The sequence below is a fragment of the Sporosarcina sp. SAFN-010 genome, assembly GCF_059415065.1.
Window position 1 is genome coordinate 14,460 of the sequence record NZ_JBPFDS010000005.1, and the last position, 19,738, is coordinate 34,197.

Genomic DNA, 19,738 nt, shown 5'->3' on the forward strand with positions numbered 1-19,738 from the left:
TACATTATTACTTCCATATGAAAACTGCCTCTCTTGCTAAATTGGCAGTTTTTTCATGGAGTTAACGCTTGCTTTGAGTTAGTTCATGAAACCTCTCTAATGCTTCCTGTTCATCAAATGTACTGAACCAGACATAGTCTTCCATATCCAATATTCTAAAATGTTGGCTTATCAGATTTTGCTGGATTCTAAAGTCTCTTTTAGTTTCTACTTCTTTCCACCAAACTTTCCCTCCAAGTGTCTTACCTTTCGGACGATCCAATCCATTGTGGGCAATTGTACGGATGACTTCTAATGGTGCATCTCCCAAAAGCGATTGGATGATTTCACTATCGGAAAATAATGCAACGATCGCTACAACTACTGTCCAACTAGCAGTTGTACGATTTTTTTCTATTTGAACAAGCGTTTTCTTGGATATGCCTAAAATAGATGCCATGGTTTCTTGTGAATAGCCAGCTTCTGTTCGGATGAGGATGGCACGGTGCGAGATTTGTTCTATAAGTTGTTCTGGATTCATGGGAACTCCCCCTATATATAATAGTGTAATACTACACTTATCGCGACAACTTTACAAAACAACTGTTTATCTAGGCAACTTGTTTGTCCCATTTCCGTCTTGTTACCAACGAACGAATGAGAAAATTGGGTACTTGGAAATGGAGCGATTCAGATGAAAAAGGGGAAACGTCTATTGTTTGTGATGATTATTGGTTTTTTCATGATTTTCGCATGGTGGTTCGCAACTGGCCATGCGATGAAAGAAGCACAAAATAAGCGAGCTGATGGGAATTATTCGATTGCAGTCGTCCTCGGTGCAAAAGTAAATGGAACGACACCTTCACTTGCACTCAGATATCGGTTAGAGGCTGCTCTTTCATATGCAGAAAGCCATCCGAATGTAACGCTCGTTCTTTCCGGAGGAGAAGGGGCCGATGAAGGCATTAGCGAAGCACAAGCCATGGTGAATTATTTATCAGCACAGGGGTTTCCTGAAAACCGCATGATTGTTGAAGACCAATCCACTTCCACATATGAAAACCTAGTCAACACTAAGAAACTACTTCCTCAAGATGTGACAGGTATCACGATAATCACTAGTGATTACCACTTAGCACGTGCCGGGTATCTTGCTGAAAAAGTAGGATATGACTGGGATGCCATCCCCGCCAAAACGCCAAAAGTAGTGGAAGCCAAAGTTCGATTCCGTGAGCGGCTTGCCCTATTGAAAACTTGGATTGTTGGGAAATAAATAAGGGAATCACCTTCTGTAAGATCGTTACACTTTCTCCTCCAGTAGATACTTCCTCACATTTATTTTTGCAAACGAGTAACGCCACTATAATTAAAACTTTCGAAAAACATATTCTCCTCTGAATTTTACTATGATAGTCTTAGGAAGTGTCACTAGTAAAAAGGGGAGGTATGGGCAATGCGCGTACTTACAAGATGGTCAAATACCATCATGGAAAGATATTTACCAGATCCGTACATATTTGTAGCAATACTCACACTCGTTGTATTTGGATTAGGTCTTGGGTTAACAGATTCAGGACCACTCGATATGGTCGTCTATTGGGGAGACGGTTTCTGGGGGCTACTTTCATTTACGATGCAAATGGTAATTGTGCTCGTGGCTGGACATGTTTTAGCAAGCAGTCCGCTATTTAAAAAGGGATTGAGCAGCTTAGCGAGTCTGGCGAAGTCACCGGGTTCTGCAATCATTTTAGTTACAGTTGTTTCTTTAATTGCCTGCTGGATTAACTGGGGATTCGGCTTAGTCATAGGTGCCCTGTTTGCAAAAGAAATTGCAAAGAAAGTTAAGACAGTCGATTATCGTTTACTGATTGCTAGTGCTTACTCAGGTTTCATAGTCTGGCATGGCGGGCTTGGTGGTTCAATCCCACTTTCCATTGCAACAGCTGACCATCCATTTGCAGACGTAATGGGAGTTGTTCCAACATCTGAGACTATCTTTTCTACGTATAACCTCATCATTGTTGGAATTCTTTTTTTAACACTGCCCATTTTGAATCGGTTCATGATGCCGAAACCGGAAGAAACGGTTGCTGTTGACCCGGCACTCTTAGAAGACGAACTTATTGTAGATGAAGTAACTGAACAAACACCTGCTTCACGCTTGGAAAACAGCTGGATTCTCTCCATGGTCATTGGTGCTATGGGGCTTGTCTATTTAGTTCATCACTTCGCAGTGAATGGTTTCGACTTGAATTTGAATATCGTAAACTTGATATTCTTCATATTAGGAATCATCTTCCACGGCACACCTAAACTTTTCCTAGCAGCAGTTGCAAATGCTGTAAAAACAGCTGGCGGCATTATTATTCAGTTTCCATTCTATGCTGGGATTATGGGCATGATGGTCACTTCTGGATTAGCTGGAGTTATTTCTGAAGGATTCGTTAATATCTCGACTACAGCTACATTCCCACTATTCTCATTCTATGCAGCTGGAATCGTTAACTTCTTTGTCCCCTCTGGCGGCGGACAATGGGCTGTTCAGGCGCCAATTATGTTGGATGCGGCTCAGCAGTTAGGTGTCAGCTATTCTAAAACTGCAATGGCAATCGCTTGGGGAGACGCTTGGACGAATATGATTCAACCGTTTTGGGCACTTCCTGCACTGGCAATTGCAGGACTTCGTGCTAAAGACATTATGGGCTACTGTGTATTCGTTCTTGTGCTCAGTGGCATCGTTATTAGTGTCGGTCTATACTTCTTCTGATTAGTTTCTGACATGAACAAAAAAGAGGCACCACTTCGTTCATAATCGAACGAAATGGTGCCTCTTCCTTTAGTCATCCTTTTAAGGATGACCCCCAATGATTGGAGTAGAACTACTCCGAAGGGATTAGCATGGAGGTCAACATTTGCGAACAAAAAGCGAAGTGTTGAGTGTACATCTTTGTACTGTTCAACACTCTCTTTAAAAACAGATTATTTTAAAAATTGTTCTTCAAAATATTTCAGTTGGTAATCTAAAGTTAGAGAATCGTTAAACATAAACGCGTTTCCATCCACTTCAATTACATGACCACTCTTCACAGCTGGCATTTCTTTATATAGTTCTGTCTCTTGATAGGAATTATCTTGGTCATTATATTTACTTACCACCAAGTAGTCCCCAACATAGTCAGATAATACTTCAGAAGAAATCATGTAGTATCCTTCTTTACTTGTCATTTCCTTTACTTTTTCAGGCATTTTCATACCCATTGCTTGATAAAGAACCTCCGTGCCTCTTCCCCAACTATTGCCGAGAATACCTATATCTTTATCGTAACTTTCCATTACAGTCACCGTTGAATTTTCACCAACTATTGCTTTAATTTCATTTCCTACAGTAGTTGCACGTTTTTTAAAGTCATTAATCCAGTCTTGAGCTTCTTTTTCTTTGTTTACCAATTTACCAATTTCTAAATGCTGTGTTAAATAATCGACTTTATTATACGTATAGGTTACAGTTGGGGCAATTTTTTTCATTCTATCTAGGTTATTATTATCACTGCCTCCAATAATTAAATCTGGTTTTAATTCAATAATTTTTTCTAGATCCTCATCTGAAACAGTTGTAACGTCTTTTAACTGATCTTTAAATAACGGACTTCCCTTAGACCATTCGTCCACCCCTACGATATTGATGCCAAGTGCGATTAAGTCACCTGCATTACCAGTTAAAACAACTACTCTTTTCGGATGAGCGGGTACTTCAATAGGTCCGCTTTCAGATTGATATGTATTTGTTTCACTTTCATTCTCTTTATTTGCATCCCCTGCCGCCTGATTCTTTGTGCTATTGCCACAGGCACTAATAATAAGAACGCACATTAACATGAATGGTATTATTAATTTTTTCAATTTATGATTCTCCTTTATATTTGTTATCATCTCTATCATCTTCCACATGATAATGATAATCATTCCCATTTAAAATAATAGTCTCCTTTTAATTTCTTGTCAATAGCTTCTTAAACTAAATTCCCCATTTCTACGGGCGTTTGCTCACAATATCCTGGACAGAGAATATTTTGGAGAACTATCAATCGTTCTATACGCGTGAAAATTAGATACAAAAATAGCCTTGTCAAAAACAATTTAACAAGGCTACTTAAACTATCTTCTTTTACAATGCTAATTTGTTGAAGTAGAAAATGGGCTCAACGCCAAAATCTGTTCTTGCAAATTTTCTAGACATTCACCATGCAGGATTGTAGCGGAAAGCGTCCGCCTGAAGCGAAAATCCTATAGAGATTATCTTGCAGTCAAGCACATGTTTTTGTGGAGAATCAGAAAATATCGTTAAAAAACTTCTTGATTGATTTCTTGTTTCCACAACAGAATTTCATTAGCAACTTTTTCAGGACAGTCCCAATGAAGGTGGTGTTGAGTGTTTTCTATACCTATTACTTTTAAAACTTTAATGCCTTTTTTAATTTCCTGTACTCCCGTTTTCCGGGCTGAATCTGTTGGTTCAATTGTGGCATGAAGTAATAAAACAGGACACTGAATACGGTCAAAAGTGGTTGAACAAGGTTCTTTATAGAATGCCTTAATGATTGCTAAAATACTGAAAACATCCGCCTTAAATACATAGTTATCTTTAACCTTTTTAAAACTAGTAGCTATTAACGAATCAAGATTTGTATCCCATTGCTTTGTTGTGTAACTTTGGTATTCTTTGGCCACTTCGTCCCAAGAACCATATATACTGGATTCAACATATTGCTTCCAATCTATCAAGGCTTTTTCCTCTGTCAGTCCATCAACATGTTCAGGAAAAGCAAATCCACCATCTAATAAAATAACGCCATTTACCTTGGCCTGCGACACTTTTGCTACGTGTAGGCAAATGTCTGCCCCCCACGAATGTCCCAACATGTAAAAAGGTTTATTCGTGATCTTTTGTATTACGTGATAAATACTATTTGCTAAAGAGGAAAACAAATAGTCCTCCTCCAGTTTAAGTGAGTCAGTTTCACCATGTCCTGGGTTATCTATAAGAATAAGATGAAAATCATTTATTAGGTATTCAATAAGCCCAGAAAAACTATTTAAATCACCAGTCATTCCGTGCAGACACACAAGTGAAGGAAGGCTGTTATCACCAATTTCACATCCGTGAAAAGTATTGCCATCTACAGCTATTTGAAACTTCTTCAATTCTATTCCTCCCCCACAATTTCACCTTTTTTGTTGTATTCTTTAATTTGTTTACTTCCAGCTAATATCCCGTTTGTTGAAGGACAAGCAATATCATGGTACCACATTTGTCCATATAACAAATGTCCTCTCTTATCATTTAAGAAAGGACGATCCGAGAGTCATTTCGACTTGTTGGATCGTCCTTTTTTATATTAGCTATTCAGATATTCTTTCACTGCTTGTGATACCACTTTACCTTCAGCGCTACCTGCTGTTTCTTTCATCATCTGACCAACGACTTGGCCCATAGAACTTTCTTTGCTAATCCCAAGTTTGGCGATGAGTTCTTTTACTTCCTCTACAGAAAGTTGCTTTGGTAAATAGTGCTCAATAATCGTGATTTTTTCAGTTTCTGCTGCAACAATATCTTCACGATTCGCTTTTTGACCTTCTTCTAGAGACTGTTTGGTTTGTTTAAGCTCACGTTGAACCACTTTCAACTCTTCCTCTTCCGTCAATTCACGCTTAAGATCGAGCTCTTGGTTTTGAATACCTGCTCGTAGTAAATTAATAACACCTTTTTTAACGGTGTCCTTTTCTTTCATCGCTGTTTTCATATCAGCCATTAATGTCTTTTTCAGTTCTGACATTTCAATCCCTCATTTCAGAAATTACGTTCTCTCCTAGTATACAAAAAAACTCTCGATACCACACTCACCATGCCTTCACGGTTACATTCCGGGAAAAAGAGTGGAAACTTCACTATCAAAAACTGCACAAAGAAGCTCGGACCAGGAATAGTCCGAGCTTCTTTGTGCTATTATCGCGCAAGTCTCTTTTCAACATCATCCACAATCTCTTGAACCGAGTTTCCCTTGATACTAACAATAGGGAAATCATATTGGTCTACATTGACATCACTCAATGCACGTATTACACCGAAATCATAACCACTTACTTTTTCGTCTGATTCAAACATTTTCACTTCATGTCCTTTTTCCTCAAGTGCTTGTTTCACATCATCAAATGGTTTTTCAACTGCAATTTTAGCCATTATACGTTCCTCCTCTTAATAGTATTGTTCATATTTTGCTAATACTCGTATCATTCCCTTCAGGTGTCAAACTAAACTTGTCCATTCTAAAGAACTCCCTATCCATTCACCTATATCACTCTACTATGACCTATTGACGAGGTTCATGTTCAATCGCATCGGGTATTCTTCTTAAGACGATTCGATAAGGAAGTGAGCCATTCTTGTTTGGGATTTCAGATTTAATCGCTCTTGTTATTTCAGCTTTTATTATATTGCCTGTTGTAGTGTTCATACGTGAATTTGGGTATTTGTCTGTTACTCTGCTGTTCGGTGTGAAAAACCCTAGAATCACAGTCGGCTCTGGCCCGAGAATTTTCAAATTCTGGATTTTTGATATTCGTAAATACTACCATTTGTACAGTTGGTTTTCATTCGATGATATTAAACGAAAGAGCAACTTTTCGTATATTATGATCTACGCTGCGCCGATTCTAGCAAATGTTGTCGTTGCTCTAACGCTGAATACTTTAATAGCGAACGGATTCTTACAAGACCAACTCAGGTTTTGGAATCGATTCATATTTTATGTGTTTTTCTATGTATTGTTCGATGCTATTCCTATGCTGATTACAAATGGCAAACCGAATAATGGAATGATTATCTACGAGCTCATCCGGTATGGTAAACGAGTTGACTATAATAAGGATGAAATTATTCCCTCTACGAAACAAGTAGATGAAGAGTACGAAGAAGAAATGAAAAAGATTGAAAAAATGCACGAGGAAATTGAACACTTAAAAGCAGGTAACGACGAAAACCCCACTCCAGAACCACAAGTTGTTGGGAATGAGATTCAAGAAGATTTCAAAGAAACTGCAGAGGTCAAGGCTAAAGAAGAGTTAGCAAATGAACATGAAGAAATCGAGAAAAAGGAAGGAACCTGAATTAGCAGGCTCCTTCCTTTTTTATGGTCTCACCATAATATGTTCTCCGTTCACATCACGTTCTTCAATAAATTTAAAACCTAGCTTCTCATACAGTCGAACCGCACCCTGATTTTCAGGATAGACGCTTAGGAAAATAGGTTGCTCACCATATTCTTGTATCACGGTTTCGATAAGTTTTTTCATGAAATCTGTACCAAGGCCTCGTCCTTGAAACTGTTCATCAATGAGCAGTCGGTCAATCCACAACCTTCCTTGTGGACCTTCCCCTTTGAAAAAACCATACATAGCAAATCCAACAAGTTCCTCGTTGGCATAGAGCCCAACTGGTTTAAATTCCTGCCATTCCAAAGAATCTTCCAGACATTCGTAAGGTGTTTCTATATAATCTTTTTGTGACTGGGCAACTTTCAATCCGAGGATTTCCCGATAGTTCGTTGCCGTTACGTCATGAATTTCTAGATTCACGACTATTCAACCCTTTCTGTTGCACCGCATAAGGAAATTATGCTTATGTGCATTACATCTGACTGGACGTCACTTCTCAACGTTAGGTTTCATACGTTCGTCTTCTATCCGAATTAGCTCAAATTCATCAGCCGTTTCAAGCAACATACTTAGAATAATTTTGTTTTCTAGAATAGGCTCACTCAATAATGAGGCATGTAATTGTTCAATTAACGCTGAATAAGACGTACCTGTTGACCAGCATGCCTCAATTCGTTCTAGTATCTCTACCGATTCTAGAGAGATTTCTTCATTCATGCCGTGTACTTCTTTCCACATCAGTAGTTCGTAGAGCGTATTGCTCACCAGTCTTCTTGAAGCAAATAATTCATCCGTTACATCTGTACCTGCTGCTTGTAGGTTAACACGCGCCCGCTCCTCAACCATCGTGCTAATGATTAACAAGTTTTTCATACTATGGCTACCGACCGCGGCATTCCCATTAATAGCGTCCTTCGCTTCTTTAAGCATTTCACTCAATATGTCATTCGACATTTTACCCAAATGGACATTTGCATCTGATAGTTTATACGGGAATACGAAACGATTGATGAGTAATGCAATGCAGACACCCGCTAATACCATGAATAGACGTTCAACTGTTAAGAACTGAGTTTCCCCAGTAATGAGGACAACCGAACCAATCGCAGAGAACGTTACTAAGATTGTGCTGTAACGATAGACTTTTACATAACTCATCAAATATCCGGCAAACAACAACAACCCTGTTCGTACTGTTGTGTTCTGGAAGATGGAGAAAATAATCCATACGAGAATGCCTCCAACGATCGTCGCAAAAATACGGTCTCGCATCTTTTTGTGGGATTGTTCATAAAACGGAATGATGACCGACAACACGGTGAACATCATCCATCTACCTTCTGCTAAATTGAAGAAGTCCATTAAGAAACCTGTAATTGCAATACCTGTCGCCATACGAATTGCATATGACATTTTTAGCGACGATACATGGTTTGGTGCTGAATTCAGGGTGAATTTCTTGAACTTCAATGGAATCTCTTCAATTTTACGAGTGATTTTACGTTTTTCAGGTGCTAATTGTTGGAGCGCGAGAAGACTATCCGTCAGGTAGTCGATATTGTTTAACAGTCTCAATTGCATGGAGGACTGCGGAGGATTTGTGCGATAGCTATCCATCACTTCTTCAGACGCTTTACTTAGTTCAGCTGCATCAATATCTTTTGAATCCTCTTCCACTGCTTTGGTTAAAATCATTCGCACATCTTGAATAACTTGGCCCTCTGCATGTCGTGGTTCTAATGAATCTAGAAGCGTATCAATTTTTTCAAGTGCAGCTGTGATATTTAATCGAAGTCTTCCCTCTTCAGTAAGGTAGTAATCCTCTTCGCGTTGGTCATAGATCATGGAACGAAGTGAGCCAATCGATTTCCGAATTGCCGTATCCACTTCAATGGTAACTTCTCCTGCAATCTTCTTATCGATTTTCTCGAGTAGAGAGCTGCAGACACTTTTGACAATCGGATCCCCATTTTTAGAGATTCGCTTACGATTCGCAATCATTTGCAATGCCATAATTGAAATAGCACCAACTACAAGGCCTGCTAAGCGAAGTGGTAATTCATCACCTGTTACCGGGGTAGCTAGTAGAAATAAGTATTGAAGTGAAAATGGTAAGTACAATGGATTTTTCAAGTTAAAAATCAGGGTGTAGCTGATGATGAACATCATCACAAAGTGGATTGGTACAGCTGTCCACACCGAGAATCCAGCAGCAAATGCGGCAACACCCGTCAATAAGTTTAATCCTGCGAATTTAATCGTGTTCTGTACTGGGTGGATAGTCAGGTCACGTTCAAGTAGCATGAGCATCGCTGTAATTGTGGAAACTCCTATCAAGATATTGTTTTGTCCAAACAATGCTCCAAATAGTAAAATGTACGCCATCATTCCAACAAACAAAAGAGTATTCCCTATAATTTTCTTCTTTGTCATCGATTCTTTCATTCCTTTTCAAATCCGGTAATTAGGGATCATGTTGTTTTTTTACTTTAACATTAAAACACTTTTCTCGCTATCAGATGCACTTGATACAATTTAAACAACTTCAGGACTTAAGACTTTTTACTTTTGCAGTACGGAAGTATCATCTTCAGCTTTACTGAAACTCTATTGAAAAAGAACCGTATTATACACAGCATACCCAATTAGGAGGCACTCTACATATGAAGAAAACTGTTCTTTTGCTACTTATACTTCTTTTACTTTCAGCCTGTAGTCCAGATAGAGATACTTTGCAGAAAGAAAACGCCGCTGACGCAAATGCAGCTAAAGAAAAATCAGAACAATCACGTAATAACGAAGAAGAAACTATACCACCTTCTTCTAAAGAAACTGCGGATAGCGAGACATCTGATGAAGACCAAGATGAAGACGGAGATTTGTATGCCTTAGCGAAAATACAAACGGTTGAGATTCCATCTGTCTATGACAAGGAGGGGAATTTTCCTGATAATCTTACCCAAGAAGAATATGAAAAATTATCCAAAGAACAAGGAATCGTCCGCTATGCACTTGACGATCATCCGATCAGAGGCATTACGAGTCAAGGCGGTAAAGTAACTAATGTAACTAATTTAACGGATGCTTTGATCGACATTTCAGAAAGTCGTGCTTATCAATTACCAGATTCGACAGTCCCTGAAGCCTATCAATTATTTTTACAAACACGAGCTGACGAATTCGCTAATACTCCAGATTCCCAATATCGTACATGGGAGGAAGCGACCAACCTAGAGCGAGGCATCATGCAAATTGTTCTTCTGATTGCCCCTTCTCTAAATGATCTTGGATACCTCATTGAGAATGACGAATTTGAACACCCTGTGTTTCCAATCATTCAAGAGGATTTTTTCAACCTTGGTTCTCCGACTGTTTTAGTTCCAGGACCACAGACCGGAACAGATCTGGCACTATTTGAGGAAATGATGAAAATGAAATCGATGTGGGAAGAACTCGGAAAATTTGAACACCCTTCCGAAAACAAGGAAGCGTTTGAAGAAGTGTACAAAACACTTCGTAGTGAAACAAATAACTTAATCGTTCGTGTCAATTACGCACTTACTGAGTAATGAACCAAAAAAAATCCCGCTTTGCACGCATTGTGCAAAGCGGGATTTTTTTTAGGCTGCATCAGCAGCTGCTACACGTTTTTCGGTTCTCGTAACAAGGAATATACTTGCTTCATATAAACCAATCATTGGTATTAGAATAATGAGCTGACTGAAGAAATCAGGTGGAGTAATGAGTGCGGATACAACTCCGAGGACTACATATGACCACTTTCTAACTTTTTTCATAGAACCTGATGTAAGAATCCCAATCGCGGAAAGAAATAACGCCACAACAGGTAATTCAAACAGTAAGCCGATCGGCATCGTTGTCAGTAAGAGAAAACGTGCATACTCTTGTGCTGAAACCATCACGTCAAAGTTCTTCTCACCAAGTGCGACTAAGAAAGTGTAACTTAGCGGGTTCACGATGTAGTAACCAAATGCTAATCCCGCTACGAACAATATTAGAATCGCAGGTGAGTAAAGACTTAAGAAACGACTTTCTCTTTCATTTAACCCCGGTTTCACAAACTGCCACAAAAAGTGACATAGAAATGGAACTGAAAGTCCAAATGCGAGTGCAGCTGAAATGGTTGTATAAAACGAAATAACTTCCATCGGACTTAAAACAATTAGCTTGTGCTCCCTTGTAACATAAGGGAACCAAACATTAATGGTACTGAAGGCGGCAATGAAGAACAGTAAGAAAACAGCAATACTTTTGATCAGCTGTTTCCGTAATTCACTTAAGTGTTCAACGAGATTGGATTCTTCTCCTTCATCGTCCTCTTCAACTACTACTTTTTCTTTTGACTTTTTTGGTGGAATATTCGTTGGATAACCGTTCTCATCCGTATAAGGCGTCAGTTCTGGTGTCTTCAGAACTTCTTCGTCAGCAGCATCAGACTTAGCTTCTACGGAGTTTTCTGCTGCTTTTTTATTGTTTTCATCCAATGAACTTAAATTTTCATCATTGCGATCGCTATTAGGATCCATCTTTTCACCTACTTCTCTATATCAGAAGGTTTTTTAGCTTCAGCTTTTTCATCATCGTCCATGATGTCTTTTGCAGATTTTTTGAATTCCGCGAGTGTCTTTCCGACTGCTGAACCAACTTCAGGCAATTTACGAGGTCCGAATAAAATAAGTACAATCACAAGAATGATAATTAGCCCTGGTACTCCGATAGCTGCTAAATTCATGTCTTTTATCCCCTTTCCAATTTGAAAGACTACCGCCTAGTTGACGGTGCAAATGACTAGTTACAGCAAACCGCAGTTCAAGTGGTCGACCATTGCTGCTGATTTCTAACCACCATTGTTAGTAACGTGCCCTACTCCAAGGCAAAAGAGATAGTTGCTTCCTAATTGTCCCTTGTTAAGGAATAGGTACCTTGATTTGAAAAGAATTTTCTAGGCTCTTTGCACGTATGCAAGGAGTTTGTCATAGCGATGGATGCAGGTTATTTCACATCCTCAGTTATATCCCAATCCCATAACAAATAATCGAAGGCAAAATTTTTTTACTGTGAACTTGATCATACAGCTAACTGCTAGTCAGCAATATCTATAGTATATCCTGTTAGCTGTTTGCGAAAACACTATAGAAAACTAAAAATTCCATGTCGAACATTGTCGATAAGACACTTTATTTTAACAAAGCACAATAGAGCGGTCAATAATTACTTCGGATTAGGAAATAATTACTTTGAAATACCCACTCTGTTATTCTTGAATGTTTTTGAATGGTTTTGGAATGTTTTGATTGATATCAGAATACTCTAGGTTTATGATGGAGATAACAAGATTGGTTAAGGAGGGATTCCGATGTTAGAAACCGAACGTCATCATCTTATCTTGAAGATGTTACAACACAATCAAACTGTACGCCTACAAGACGTAGCGACTGAGACAGGTTCTTCAGAGTCAACTATCCGACGGGATTTAATAGAATTGGAGCGCCAAAAGAAACTGAAACGAATTCACGGTGGCGCAGCAAAGCTACAAGGAAAATTACAGGAATCTTCGATGTCTGAAAAAACATCTAAAAACCTTCAAACAAAACAACAAATCGGTCAAGCGGCCGCTGCACTAATTGAAGAAGGCGATACCGTCTATTTAGATGCCGGTTCTACCGTGTTTGAAATGATTCCCTTTCTTCCACCATCAATCATTGTGGTGACAAACGGAATCTCTCATACAGATGCCCTACTTACACGTGGATGCAAAACGATTCTCACGGGCGGCATTGCAAAACCTTCCACCAAAGCTTTAATTGGTAGAGGCGCTGTTCATAGTCTGCAACACTACCGGTTTGATAAGTGTTTTTTAGGTGTCAACGGCATTCATCCGGATTATGGATTTACCACACCTGATGAAGAAGAAGCACAAATAAAAGAACTGGCGATTCAATTATCAAGAGAAGCCTATATTTTGGCGGACCATTCCAAATTTCAAGAAGTTGCCTTTGCGCAGTTCGCAGACTTAACACAAGCAATCGTTGTAACAACAAGTGAGAGTTCCGAATCTTTACAAGCATTTCCAACTAATACGAAATTGAAGGTGATGGACGTATGATCTATACAGTGACATTGAATCCTTCACTGGATTACTTACTAACTCTCGATTCCCTTTCACTTGGTGCGTTAAATCGTTCAGCTTCAGATCACTTTTTAGCTGGTGGTAAAGGCATTAATGTCTCACAAGTATTGACGACGTTAGGTGTTCCTAGTAGCGCTCTTGGTTTCACTGGAGGGTTTACTGGACAGGAAATTGAGCGGTTACTCCAAAAAGCTGGCGTTTCTACAAATTTCATAGTTGTCGAGGGAGAGACACGGGTGAACGTGAAATTACGGGCTGCTGAAGAAACAGAAGTGAATGCTGCTGGACCTACTATTGACTCTCTCCGCTTTGAAAAATTGAAAGCCCAAGTCAAAAACTTAGGAATCCATGATGTACTCGTACTATCTGGAAGTATCCCTTCTTCGCTTCCTGAAGACACCTATGAACAATTTGCACGGTTATGCAGCAAGTCAGGTATTCGTTTTGTCGTCGACGCTGAAGGGGCTTCTTTGTTGAAGACCTTACCCTACCGTCCGTTTCTCATTAAACCGAATCATCATGAACTGGGTGAGATGGTTGGTGCTGAAGTAAACTCCTTACAAGATGCAGTAAAACATGCAAAAACACTTGTCCGCCTTGGTGCCGAACAAGTAATTGTGTCTCTTGCTGGCGATGGTGCGGTGTACGTAAGCGAGTCTATTTCACTCATCGCAAATGCACCTAAGGGCACAGTTCAAGGATCTGTTGGAGCTGGAGATTCGATGGTTGCAGGATTTCTCGCGGCACTTGAAAAAGATGAACCTATTGAACAAGCATTTAAACTGAGTATTGCTTCCGGTAGTGCCACGGCGTTTTCCGATTGTTTGTGTACACAACAACAAGTTGATGCGTTGCTACCTCAAGTCGTAGTGACACCATTAGAAGGAGGGAACGAACAATGAGAATTACCGAATTGTTGACAGCTGATACAATTTTACTTGGACTGCAAGGAACTGATAAGCCCTCAGTCATCGATGAACTGGTCAATGTGCTCGATCGGGCAGGCAAACTGAATGATCCACGCGCTTTCAAAGAAGCCATATTAAACCGAGAGTCTCAAAGCACTACTGGTATTGGTGATGGGGTCGCTATTCCCCATGCTAAAACAAGTGCTGTAAAAGTGCCCGCCATCGCATTTGGACGATCTGAGGTCGGCGCTGAGTACGAATCTCTGGATGGTCAACCTGCACATTTATTCTTCATGATTGCCGCTGAAGATGGCGCCAATCGAATGCATTTGAAAGCGCTAGCACGGTTATCGACGGTTCTTATGAATGAAGATGTGCGTAAACAGCTGCTCGCGGCTTCATCGAAGGAAGAGATTTTGTCCCTGATTGACGCACACGACCAGCCAGATGAAGAATCCTCTCCTGCTACACCACCACCCTCGGTGGATTCATCTAAACCGTATGTAGTCGCTGTAACTGCATGTCCGACAGGGATCGCGCATACGTATATGTCTGCGGATTCACTGAAAAACAAAGCTGCGGAACTTGGAATCCCATTCAAAGTTGAAACGAACGGATCGGGTGGCGCTCAAAACGTGTTAACTGCTGAGGATATTGAACGTGCGACGGCTGTCATTGTTGCGGCAGATACGAATGTCTCGATGGGACGTTTTGCTGGAAAACATGTCATTGAAGTTCCTGTTGCGGAAGGAATCCGGAAACCGAAGGAATTGCTAGACCGTGCAGTGAAACAAGATGCACCTGTTTATAAAGGTGGTTCAGATGGTGCTTCAGAAGCTGGCGATGAATCACCATCGTCTAAAGGAATTGGGTCTACGATTTACAAACATTTGATGAGTGGTGTGTCGAACATGCTTCCTTTTGTAATAGGTGGCGGAATTCTCATTGCACTCGGATTCTTGTTCGGACCGAATTCATCCAATCCAGATGATCCAACTTATAATTCGTTTGCAGCTGCCTTGAATCTCATTGGTGGCGGGAATGCATTTGCGTTAATGGTTCCTGTTCTAGCTGGATTCATCGCTCTCAGTATTGCAGATCGACCAGGATTTGCCCCAGGTATGGTCGGTGGATTAATGGCTGCTACAAGTGGAGCAGGGTTCCTGGGCGGAATTATTGCCGGATTCCTTGGAGGCTATTTAGTTGTCGGTTTGAAAAAATGGCTCTCATCGCTCCCCCCTTCTCTCGATGGGATCAAGACGATTTTACTGTATCCATTACTTGGAATCGCGGGTACAGGGCTCATTATGCATTATGTAGTGAATACGCCATTTAGTGCACTCAATACTGGTATTTCCAACTTACTGACTGGTCTTGGAACAGGTAACGCGGTCTTTCTCGGAATTGTCCTTGGTTTGATGATGGCAATCGACATGGGCGGACCTATTAACAAAGCGGCTTACTTGTTTGGTACAGGATTACTCGCAAGTGGCGTGTATGAACCGATGGCAGCGATCATGGCGGCTGGCATGGTTCCCCCTTTGGCCATTGCGATTTCAACAACTGTATTCAGAAACAAGTATTCTCTTCAACAGCGAGAAGCCGGTAAAGTGAATTACATTATGGGCTTGTCTTTCATTACAGAAGGAGCCATCCCATTTGCTGCAGCGGATCCACTCCGTGTCATTCCATCTGTGATGGCCGGTGCTGGTATTGCTGGTGGTCTGTCGATGGCTTTCAATATTGGATTGCGGGCTCCACACGGTGGACTTTTTGTTTTCCCACTCGTGGAAGGCAGTTGGATGCTATACTTGCTTGCAGTGATTATCGGTTCAATCGTGTCCGCTATTTTACTGGGACTTTTGAAGAAACCAGTTACGTCTTAAACTGAAAAAAGCCGACTTCGCGTGTTGCGGAGTCGGCTTTTTCTGTTAAACAGGACGTATTGTAATCTCGTTGACATTGACATAGTCCGGCTGAGTCACAGCATAGACAACTGCTTTCGCGATGTCTGCTGTTTGAAGTTTCTTGCGGTCGCCCCAATCGTATTGTTCACCTAATCGAGTGTCGACCATTCCAGGTGAGATGTTGGTGACGCGGACACCTGTTTTTGCGAGTTCTTTTTCGAGTCCCATAGAGATTGCACGTACTGCAAATTTAGTAGCGCTATAAACTGTACTTGTTTTCGTCACTTCTGTTGCAGAAACAGAGGCGATATTAATAAGATGGCCGGCACCTTTTTCAAGCATAGATGGCAGAACAGCATTGATGCCGAACAAAACGCCTTTTATGTTCACGTCAATCATTTGCTCCCATTCTTCCGTTTTACCGGAACGTACTTCCGCAGTAAGTACTTGCCCCGCATTGTTGACGTAAATATCGACGCCGCCAAATGCATCCTTCGCTTTAGTAGCGAGTGCTTCTACGTCTGATTGGCTAGATACGTCTGTCTTCACAACAAGCACTGAGCCGCCGTCATTTTGTAGTTGTTTTGCTAATTCATTTAATTTTTCTTCGTTGCGTGCGGCAAGAACAACGTTTGCTCCCTGTTCCGCAAGTTCCTTCGCAATACCTGAGCCAATCCCACTACTTGCCCCTGTAACAATTGCCGTTTTCCCTATCAATTGTTTCATCCAAAATCCCTCCTACTAGTCTTTGAAGTGAGTGTATCATACCCTACAGACACGAGCTTGATTGAGGATTTTTGGTGCTGTTCATCAAAAAAAGAACCGTTTCCTATTGGAGACGGTCCTTTTTGCTTCACAGTATATAATTCCCTACAATTCCTGCAACAACGCCTAGCACAACGACAGATACACTGACGAAGACAAGTACGCGTTTCGGGAATGACTTTGAAACGAGTAGTAATGATGGCAAACTGACTGCTGGCAATGTTAACAACAACGCCGCTGCTGGTCCACCACCCATACCATATGCCATGAATGTCTGGATGATAGGAATTTCTGCAGCTGTCGGAATGACGAACAACATACCGCCAATTGCAACAAGCACTAGTAAAAGAATTGAACTTCCAGTCGCTTCACCCAATTGCGGGAACAACCAGCCTTTCACTGCCCCCATCAACAAAACAGATAGGAAGTACGCCGGTAATATGAACAGAGTCATTTTCCCTAGGCTCTTAAGCCAGCGCATAAGGAACGAACCTTGTTCTTCTTCAGCCGCTTGTTGCAATAGTTTTTCCGTATCTACCGGGTTTACAGCAGGTGCGAAACGATTCGCTAGATAACTCACGCCAAACGTCAAAATAAGTCCAAACACTAACCGAAGCGCTGTGAATTTCCACGACAACACAAATGTCATGAACACAAGTGCCGCTGGATTTAAAGTTGGATTTCCTATCCAAAATGCAAGCGCTGCACCAACAGAAACATTCTTTTTGCGAAGTCCTACGGCTACGGGGGCTGCACAACACGTGCACATCATCCCCGGCACTGCAGCAAGTCCGCCAGCAGCTGTACTTGCAAACGAAGTTTTACCAAGTACACGGATGAGCCAATTCGCTGGAAGAAGTACTTGCAATAATGAGCCTAAGAGAATTCCGAGTACTGCAGCTTTCCATACAGCAGCAAAGTACGTTACTGCATAATCCCATGCCCCTGCAAAAGAAGCGGATTCTGCTTTACCAGGATCCGATCCTAAGATTGAATCCCCTATGGAATGTGTAGAAAAAGCAGTGATGCTTTTGTCCAAATATGGCATCCATTTGACGTAAGTAAGACCAATGATAGCAATTGCTAAAAAGGTTAAACTATATAGAAGAACTCTTTTAGAGTGACCTTGGTGATGTGCTTCTGTCTTATTCATAATATAACCTCCAGTAAAAAATGAACAACTGAATAATTATATCACTAATCGCAACCTCATGCTTTTAAAATTATTAATCGAAAACTCCAACATTACTGTTTCCAGAAAAAATATCTTGTACAACTAAATTTCTTCTGGTAGGATAAAAACAATTAAATTGCTCCTTTAACACGGTCCAGAGAGGCCGGAAAGGGTACCGGATTGTGAGACTGGCTTCTGCTGCGTCTCATGTGATTTGTCGTACTTTGCCCTTACTGTCCTCTTAGACGGTGAGGGCATTTTTTGTGCACATTTAACTACTGCGCACTCTTTTAATTAGCGTTCTGTGAGACGCAAAAAGAGGATGGCAATCGCTGTGAATAACGGTTCCATTCTTCTTACGTTGAGCAACACCCTACAATAGGAAGGCGGAACTTACGATGAATTATCAAAAGAAAACGGTGGTGGCTTCGGTCGCTGGTCTTACCCTGGAAGGCATGGATATTATGTTCATTTCCTTCGCAATGACGATGATTATTGCGGACTTTGGCATCGACTTTGCAACAGGCGGTATGATCTCGTCTGTCACGAATATCGGTATGCTAGTCGGAGGTGTGCTCTTCGGGATTTTGGCAGATAAATTTGGACGCGTTAAAGTGTTCACCTACAGTATTCTATTGTTCGCAATTGGCACAGCCCTCACTGGACTTGCTACGAACATTGAACAAATTTACATCTATCGCTTCATCGCTGGACTTGGTGCTGGCGGAGAGTACGGAATCGGTATGGCGCTCGTTGCTGAAGCATGGCCGAAAAACAAACAAGGCCGCGCATCTTCATATGTTAGTGTTGGGGCTCAATACGGTGTAATCTTAGCTGCTCTGCTAAGTGCGCTTATTTTACCAGCGTTCGGTTGGAGAGCATTGTTCTTCGTCGGAATCATCCCAGTCATCTTCGCATTCATCGTGCGTCGTAATTTAGACGAATCTCCTGAATGGCTCGAATCTCAGAAATTGAAAAAAGCCGAAAAGAAAAAAGAGAATGCAGGGAAACTTCGTTTGCTCGTTGCTTCTCCTCGGATTGCTTTCACCACCGTTACACTCGCAGTGATGGCGACTGTCCAAATCGCAGGTTACAACGGCTTGATGATTTGGCTGCCATCAATGTTGCAACAATCACAAGGACTATCCGTTTCAAGCTCTGCTCTCTGGACGATTAGTACAGCGGTCGGGATGATTGCAGGAATGCTCGTCTTCGGGCAAATTATGGACAGACTTGGTGCGAAAAAAGCATATGGCCTTTTCTTAATCGCATCGGCAATAGCTGTGTTCCTTTACAGCTATGCAACAGGTAGCGCTGGTGTATTGATCGGCGGAGCAATCGTTGGGTTCTTCTCTAACGGGATGTTCGCAGGATACGGTGCCTTGATTAGCAGTTTCTACCCGGTTGAAATCCGCAGTACCGCGACGAATACAATTTTCAACTTCGGGCGTGCTGTCGGTGGATTCTCACCAATACTAGTCGGGTACATCTTACAACACTATGATATGACTGCCGCGATGATTTATCTTGCAATCCTGTTCTGTGTCTCGTTCATCTTCATGTTGACACTGTCACATACACAGAAAGAAAATCCATCTAGTGTAAGCACACCTGCTGTTGACTTGATTTAATTCAAAAGTAA

At 41.1% G+C, this 19,738-nt stretch carries 19 protein-coding genes; 8 read left to right on the plus strand and 11 right to left on the minus strand.

Annotated features, from left to right (window positions below):
- Nucleotides 1–61: 61 nt before the first annotated feature.
- The gene (locus tag ACR65F_RS07525; RefSeq protein ID WP_440503881.1) at nucleotides 62–520 is read right to left on the minus strand and encodes a helix-turn-helix transcriptional regulator; all 459 of its coding nucleotides are present in this window, start codon (nucleotides 518–520) and stop codon (nucleotides 62–64) included.
- Between the two features lie 153 nt (nucleotides 521–673).
- Here ACR65F_RS07525 and ACR65F_RS07530 point away from each other — a divergent pair, with 153 nt between their 5' ends.
- Nucleotides 674–1,252: a YdcF family protein gene (locus tag ACR65F_RS07530; protein WP_440503882.1), complete on the plus strand. Its 579-nt coding sequence runs from the start codon at nucleotides 674–676 to the stop codon at nucleotides 1,250–1,252.
- 180 nt (nucleotides 1,253–1,432) lie between these two features.
- Nucleotides 1,433–2,746: a short-chain fatty acid transporter gene (locus tag ACR65F_RS07535; protein ID WP_440503884.1), complete on the plus strand. Its 1,314-nt coding sequence runs from the start codon at nucleotides 1,433–1,435 to the stop codon at nucleotides 2,744–2,746.
- Nucleotides 2,747–2,958: 212 nt separating this feature from the next.
- On the opposite strand, the gene ACR65F_RS07540 is transcribed toward ACR65F_RS07535, so the two are convergent.
- The 4 genes from ACR65F_RS07540 to ACR65F_RS07555 form a co-directional block, all read right to left on the minus strand.
- Nucleotides 2,959–3,879, minus strand: coding sequence for an iron-hydroxamate ABC transporter substrate-binding protein (locus ACR65F_RS07540; protein ID WP_440503885.1), 921 nt, complete (start codon nucleotides 3,877–3,879; stop codon nucleotides 2,959–2,961).
- A 441-nt stretch (nucleotides 3,880–4,320) separates the two neighbouring features.
- Nucleotides 4,321–5,181 carry an alpha/beta fold hydrolase gene (locus ACR65F_RS07545; protein ID WP_440503887.1) on the minus strand — a complete coding sequence of 287 codons (861 nt, stop codon included), beginning with the start codon at nucleotides 5,179–5,181 and terminating at the stop codon, nucleotides 4,321–4,323.
- Between the two features lie 194 nt (nucleotides 5,182–5,375).
- A complete protein-coding gene (locus ACR65F_RS07550; RefSeq protein WP_039043891.1) occupies nucleotides 5,376–5,813 on the minus strand; it encodes a GatB/YqeY domain-containing protein in 438 nt (145 codons plus the stop codon).
- A 170-nt stretch (nucleotides 5,814–5,983) separates the two neighbouring features.
- Nucleotides 5,984–6,217, minus strand: a complete 234-nt coding sequence (locus ACR65F_RS07555; RefSeq protein ID WP_440503888.1) for a YkuS family protein — start codon at nucleotides 6,215–6,217, stop codon at nucleotides 5,984–5,986.
- Nucleotides 6,218–6,420: 203 nt separating this feature from the next.
- Between ACR65F_RS07555 and ACR65F_RS07560 the strand changes: the two genes are divergently transcribed.
- Complete coding sequence (locus ACR65F_RS07560; RefSeq protein WP_039043893.1) at nucleotides 6,421–7,143, plus strand: zinc metalloprotease; 723 nt, start codon at nucleotides 6,421–6,423, stop codon at nucleotides 7,141–7,143.
- Nucleotides 7,144–7,164: 21 nt separating this feature from the next.
- Here ACR65F_RS07560 and ACR65F_RS07565 read toward each other — a convergent pair whose 3' ends face one another.
- A complete protein-coding gene (locus ACR65F_RS07565) occupies nucleotides 7,165–7,611 on the minus strand; it encodes a GNAT family N-acetyltransferase (protein WP_440503890.1) in 447 nt (148 codons plus the stop codon).
- A gap of 69 nt (nucleotides 7,612–7,680) precedes the next feature.
- A complete protein-coding gene (locus ACR65F_RS07570; protein WP_440503891.1) occupies nucleotides 7,681–9,624 on the minus strand; it encodes an FUSC family protein in 1,944 nt (647 codons plus the stop codon).
- A 230-nt stretch (nucleotides 9,625–9,854) separates the two neighbouring features.
- On the opposite strand from ACR65F_RS07570, the gene ACR65F_RS07575 reads away from it, so the two are divergent.
- A complete protein-coding gene (locus ACR65F_RS07575; protein WP_440503893.1) occupies nucleotides 9,855–10,760 on the plus strand; it encodes a hypothetical protein in 906 nt (301 codons plus the stop codon).
- Between the two features lie 51 nt (nucleotides 10,761–10,811).
- Here ACR65F_RS07575 and tatC read toward each other — a convergent pair whose 3' ends face one another.
- Both tatC and tatA read right to left on the minus strand, forming a co-directional pair.
- Complete coding sequence (gene tatC / locus ACR65F_RS07580) at nucleotides 10,812–11,738, minus strand: twin-arginine translocase subunit TatC (protein ID WP_440503894.1); 927 nt, start codon at nucleotides 11,736–11,738, stop codon at nucleotides 10,812–10,814.
- Nucleotides 11,739–11,746: 8 nt separating this feature from the next.
- Nucleotides 11,747–11,944 carry a twin-arginine translocase TatA/TatE family subunit gene (gene tatA, locus ACR65F_RS07585; protein ID WP_039042036.1) on the minus strand — a complete coding sequence of 66 codons (198 nt, stop codon included), beginning with the start codon at nucleotides 11,942–11,944 and terminating at the stop codon, nucleotides 11,747–11,749.
- A 624-nt stretch (nucleotides 11,945–12,568) separates the two neighbouring features.
- Here tatA and ACR65F_RS07590 point away from each other — a divergent pair.
- The 3 genes from ACR65F_RS07590 to ACR65F_RS07600 are packed head-to-tail and all read left to right on the plus strand — an operon-like array spanning nucleotide 12,569 to nucleotide 16,136.
- A complete protein-coding gene (locus ACR65F_RS07590; protein WP_440503895.1) occupies nucleotides 12,569–13,318 on the plus strand; it encodes a DeoR/GlpR family DNA-binding transcription regulator in 750 nt (249 codons plus the stop codon).
- Entirely contained in the window at nucleotides 13,315–14,244 is a 930-nt protein-coding gene (pfkB, locus tag ACR65F_RS07595) for a 1-phosphofructokinase (protein WP_440503896.1), read from the plus strand. The genes ACR65F_RS07590 and pfkB overlap by 4 nt, the downstream gene beginning before the upstream one ends.
- On the plus strand, nucleotides 14,241–16,136 hold the full coding sequence (locus ACR65F_RS07600) for a PTS fructose transporter subunit IIABC (protein WP_440503898.1): 1,896 nt from the start codon (nucleotides 14,241–14,243) through the stop codon (nucleotides 16,134–16,136). Before pfkB ends, ACR65F_RS07600 begins: the two co-directional genes overlap by 4 nt.
- Before the next feature lie 45 nt (nucleotides 16,137–16,181).
- On the opposite strand, the gene ACR65F_RS07605 is transcribed toward ACR65F_RS07600, so the two are convergent.
- Nucleotides 16,182–16,883, minus strand: coding sequence for an SDR family oxidoreductase (locus ACR65F_RS07605; protein WP_039042032.1), 702 nt, complete (start codon nucleotides 16,881–16,883; stop codon nucleotides 16,182–16,184).
- 127 nt (nucleotides 16,884–17,010) lie between these two features.
- Entirely contained in the window at nucleotides 17,011–18,075 is a 1,065-nt protein-coding gene (locus ACR65F_RS07610) for a permease (protein WP_039042031.1), read from the minus strand.
- 419 nt (nucleotides 18,076–18,494) lie between these two features.
- Between ACR65F_RS07610 and ACR65F_RS07615 the strand changes: the two genes are divergently transcribed.
- Nucleotides 18,495–19,727, plus strand: coding sequence for an MFS transporter (locus ACR65F_RS07615; RefSeq protein ID WP_440503900.1), 1,233 nt, complete (start codon nucleotides 18,495–18,497; stop codon nucleotides 19,725–19,727).
- Nucleotides 19,728–19,738: the final 11 nt, after the last annotated feature.

What these genes read in the sequence shown, in the direction of transcription:
- ACR65F_RS07525 (WP_440503881.1), bottom strand. Translation starts at nt 520, where the DNA reads ATGAATCCAGAACAACTTATAGAACAAATCTCGCACCGTGCCATCCTC.
- ACR65F_RS07530 (WP_440503882.1), top strand. Translation starts at nt 674, where the DNA reads ATGAAAAAGGGGAAACGTCTATTGTTTGTGATGATTATTGGTTTTTTC.
- ACR65F_RS07535 (WP_440503884.1), top strand. Translation starts at nt 1,433, where the DNA reads ATGCGCGTACTTACAAGATGGTCAAATACCATCATGGAAAGATATTTA.
- ACR65F_RS07550 (WP_039043891.1), bottom strand. Translation starts at nt 5,813, where the DNA reads ATGTCAGAACTGAAAAAGACATTAATGGCTGATATGAAAACAGCGATG.
- ACR65F_RS07555 (WP_440503888.1), bottom strand. Translation starts at nt 6,217, where the DNA reads ATGGCTAAAATTGCAGTTGAAAAACCATTTGATGATGTGAAACAAGCA.
- ACR65F_RS07570 (WP_440503891.1), bottom strand. Translation starts at nt 9,624, where the DNA reads ATGACAAAGAAGAAAATTATAGGGAATACTCTTTTGTTTGTTGGAATG.
- ACR65F_RS07575 (WP_440503893.1), top strand. Translation starts at nt 9,855, where the DNA reads ATGAAGAAAACTGTTCTTTTGCTACTTATACTTCTTTTACTTTCAGCC.
- tatC (WP_440503894.1), bottom strand. Translation starts at nt 11,738, where the DNA reads ATGGATCCTAATAGCGATCGCAATGATGAAAATTTAAGTTCATTGGAT.
- tatA (WP_039042036.1), bottom strand. Translation starts at nt 11,944, where the DNA reads ATGAATTTAGCAGCTATCGGAGTACCAGGGCTAATTATCATTCTTGTG.
- ACR65F_RS07590 (WP_440503895.1), top strand. Translation starts at nt 12,569, where the DNA reads ATGTTAGAAACCGAACGTCATCATCTTATCTTGAAGATGTTACAACAC.
- pfkB (WP_440503896.1), top strand. Translation starts at nt 13,315, where the DNA reads ATGATCTATACAGTGACATTGAATCCTTCACTGGATTACTTACTAACT.
- ACR65F_RS07600 (WP_440503898.1), top strand. Translation starts at nt 14,241, where the DNA reads ATGAGAATTACCGAATTGTTGACAGCTGATACAATTTTACTTGGACTG.
- ACR65F_RS07605 (WP_039042032.1), bottom strand. Translation starts at nt 16,883, where the DNA reads ATGAAACAATTGATAGGGAAAACGGCAATTGTTACAGGGGCAAGTAGT.
- ACR65F_RS07610 (WP_039042031.1), bottom strand. Translation starts at nt 18,075, where the DNA reads ATGAATAAGACAGAAGCACATCACCAAGGTCACTCTAAAAGAGTTCTT.
- ACR65F_RS07615 (WP_440503900.1), top strand. Translation starts at nt 18,495, where the DNA reads ATGAATTATCAAAAGAAAACGGTGGTGGCTTCGGTCGCTGGTCTTACC.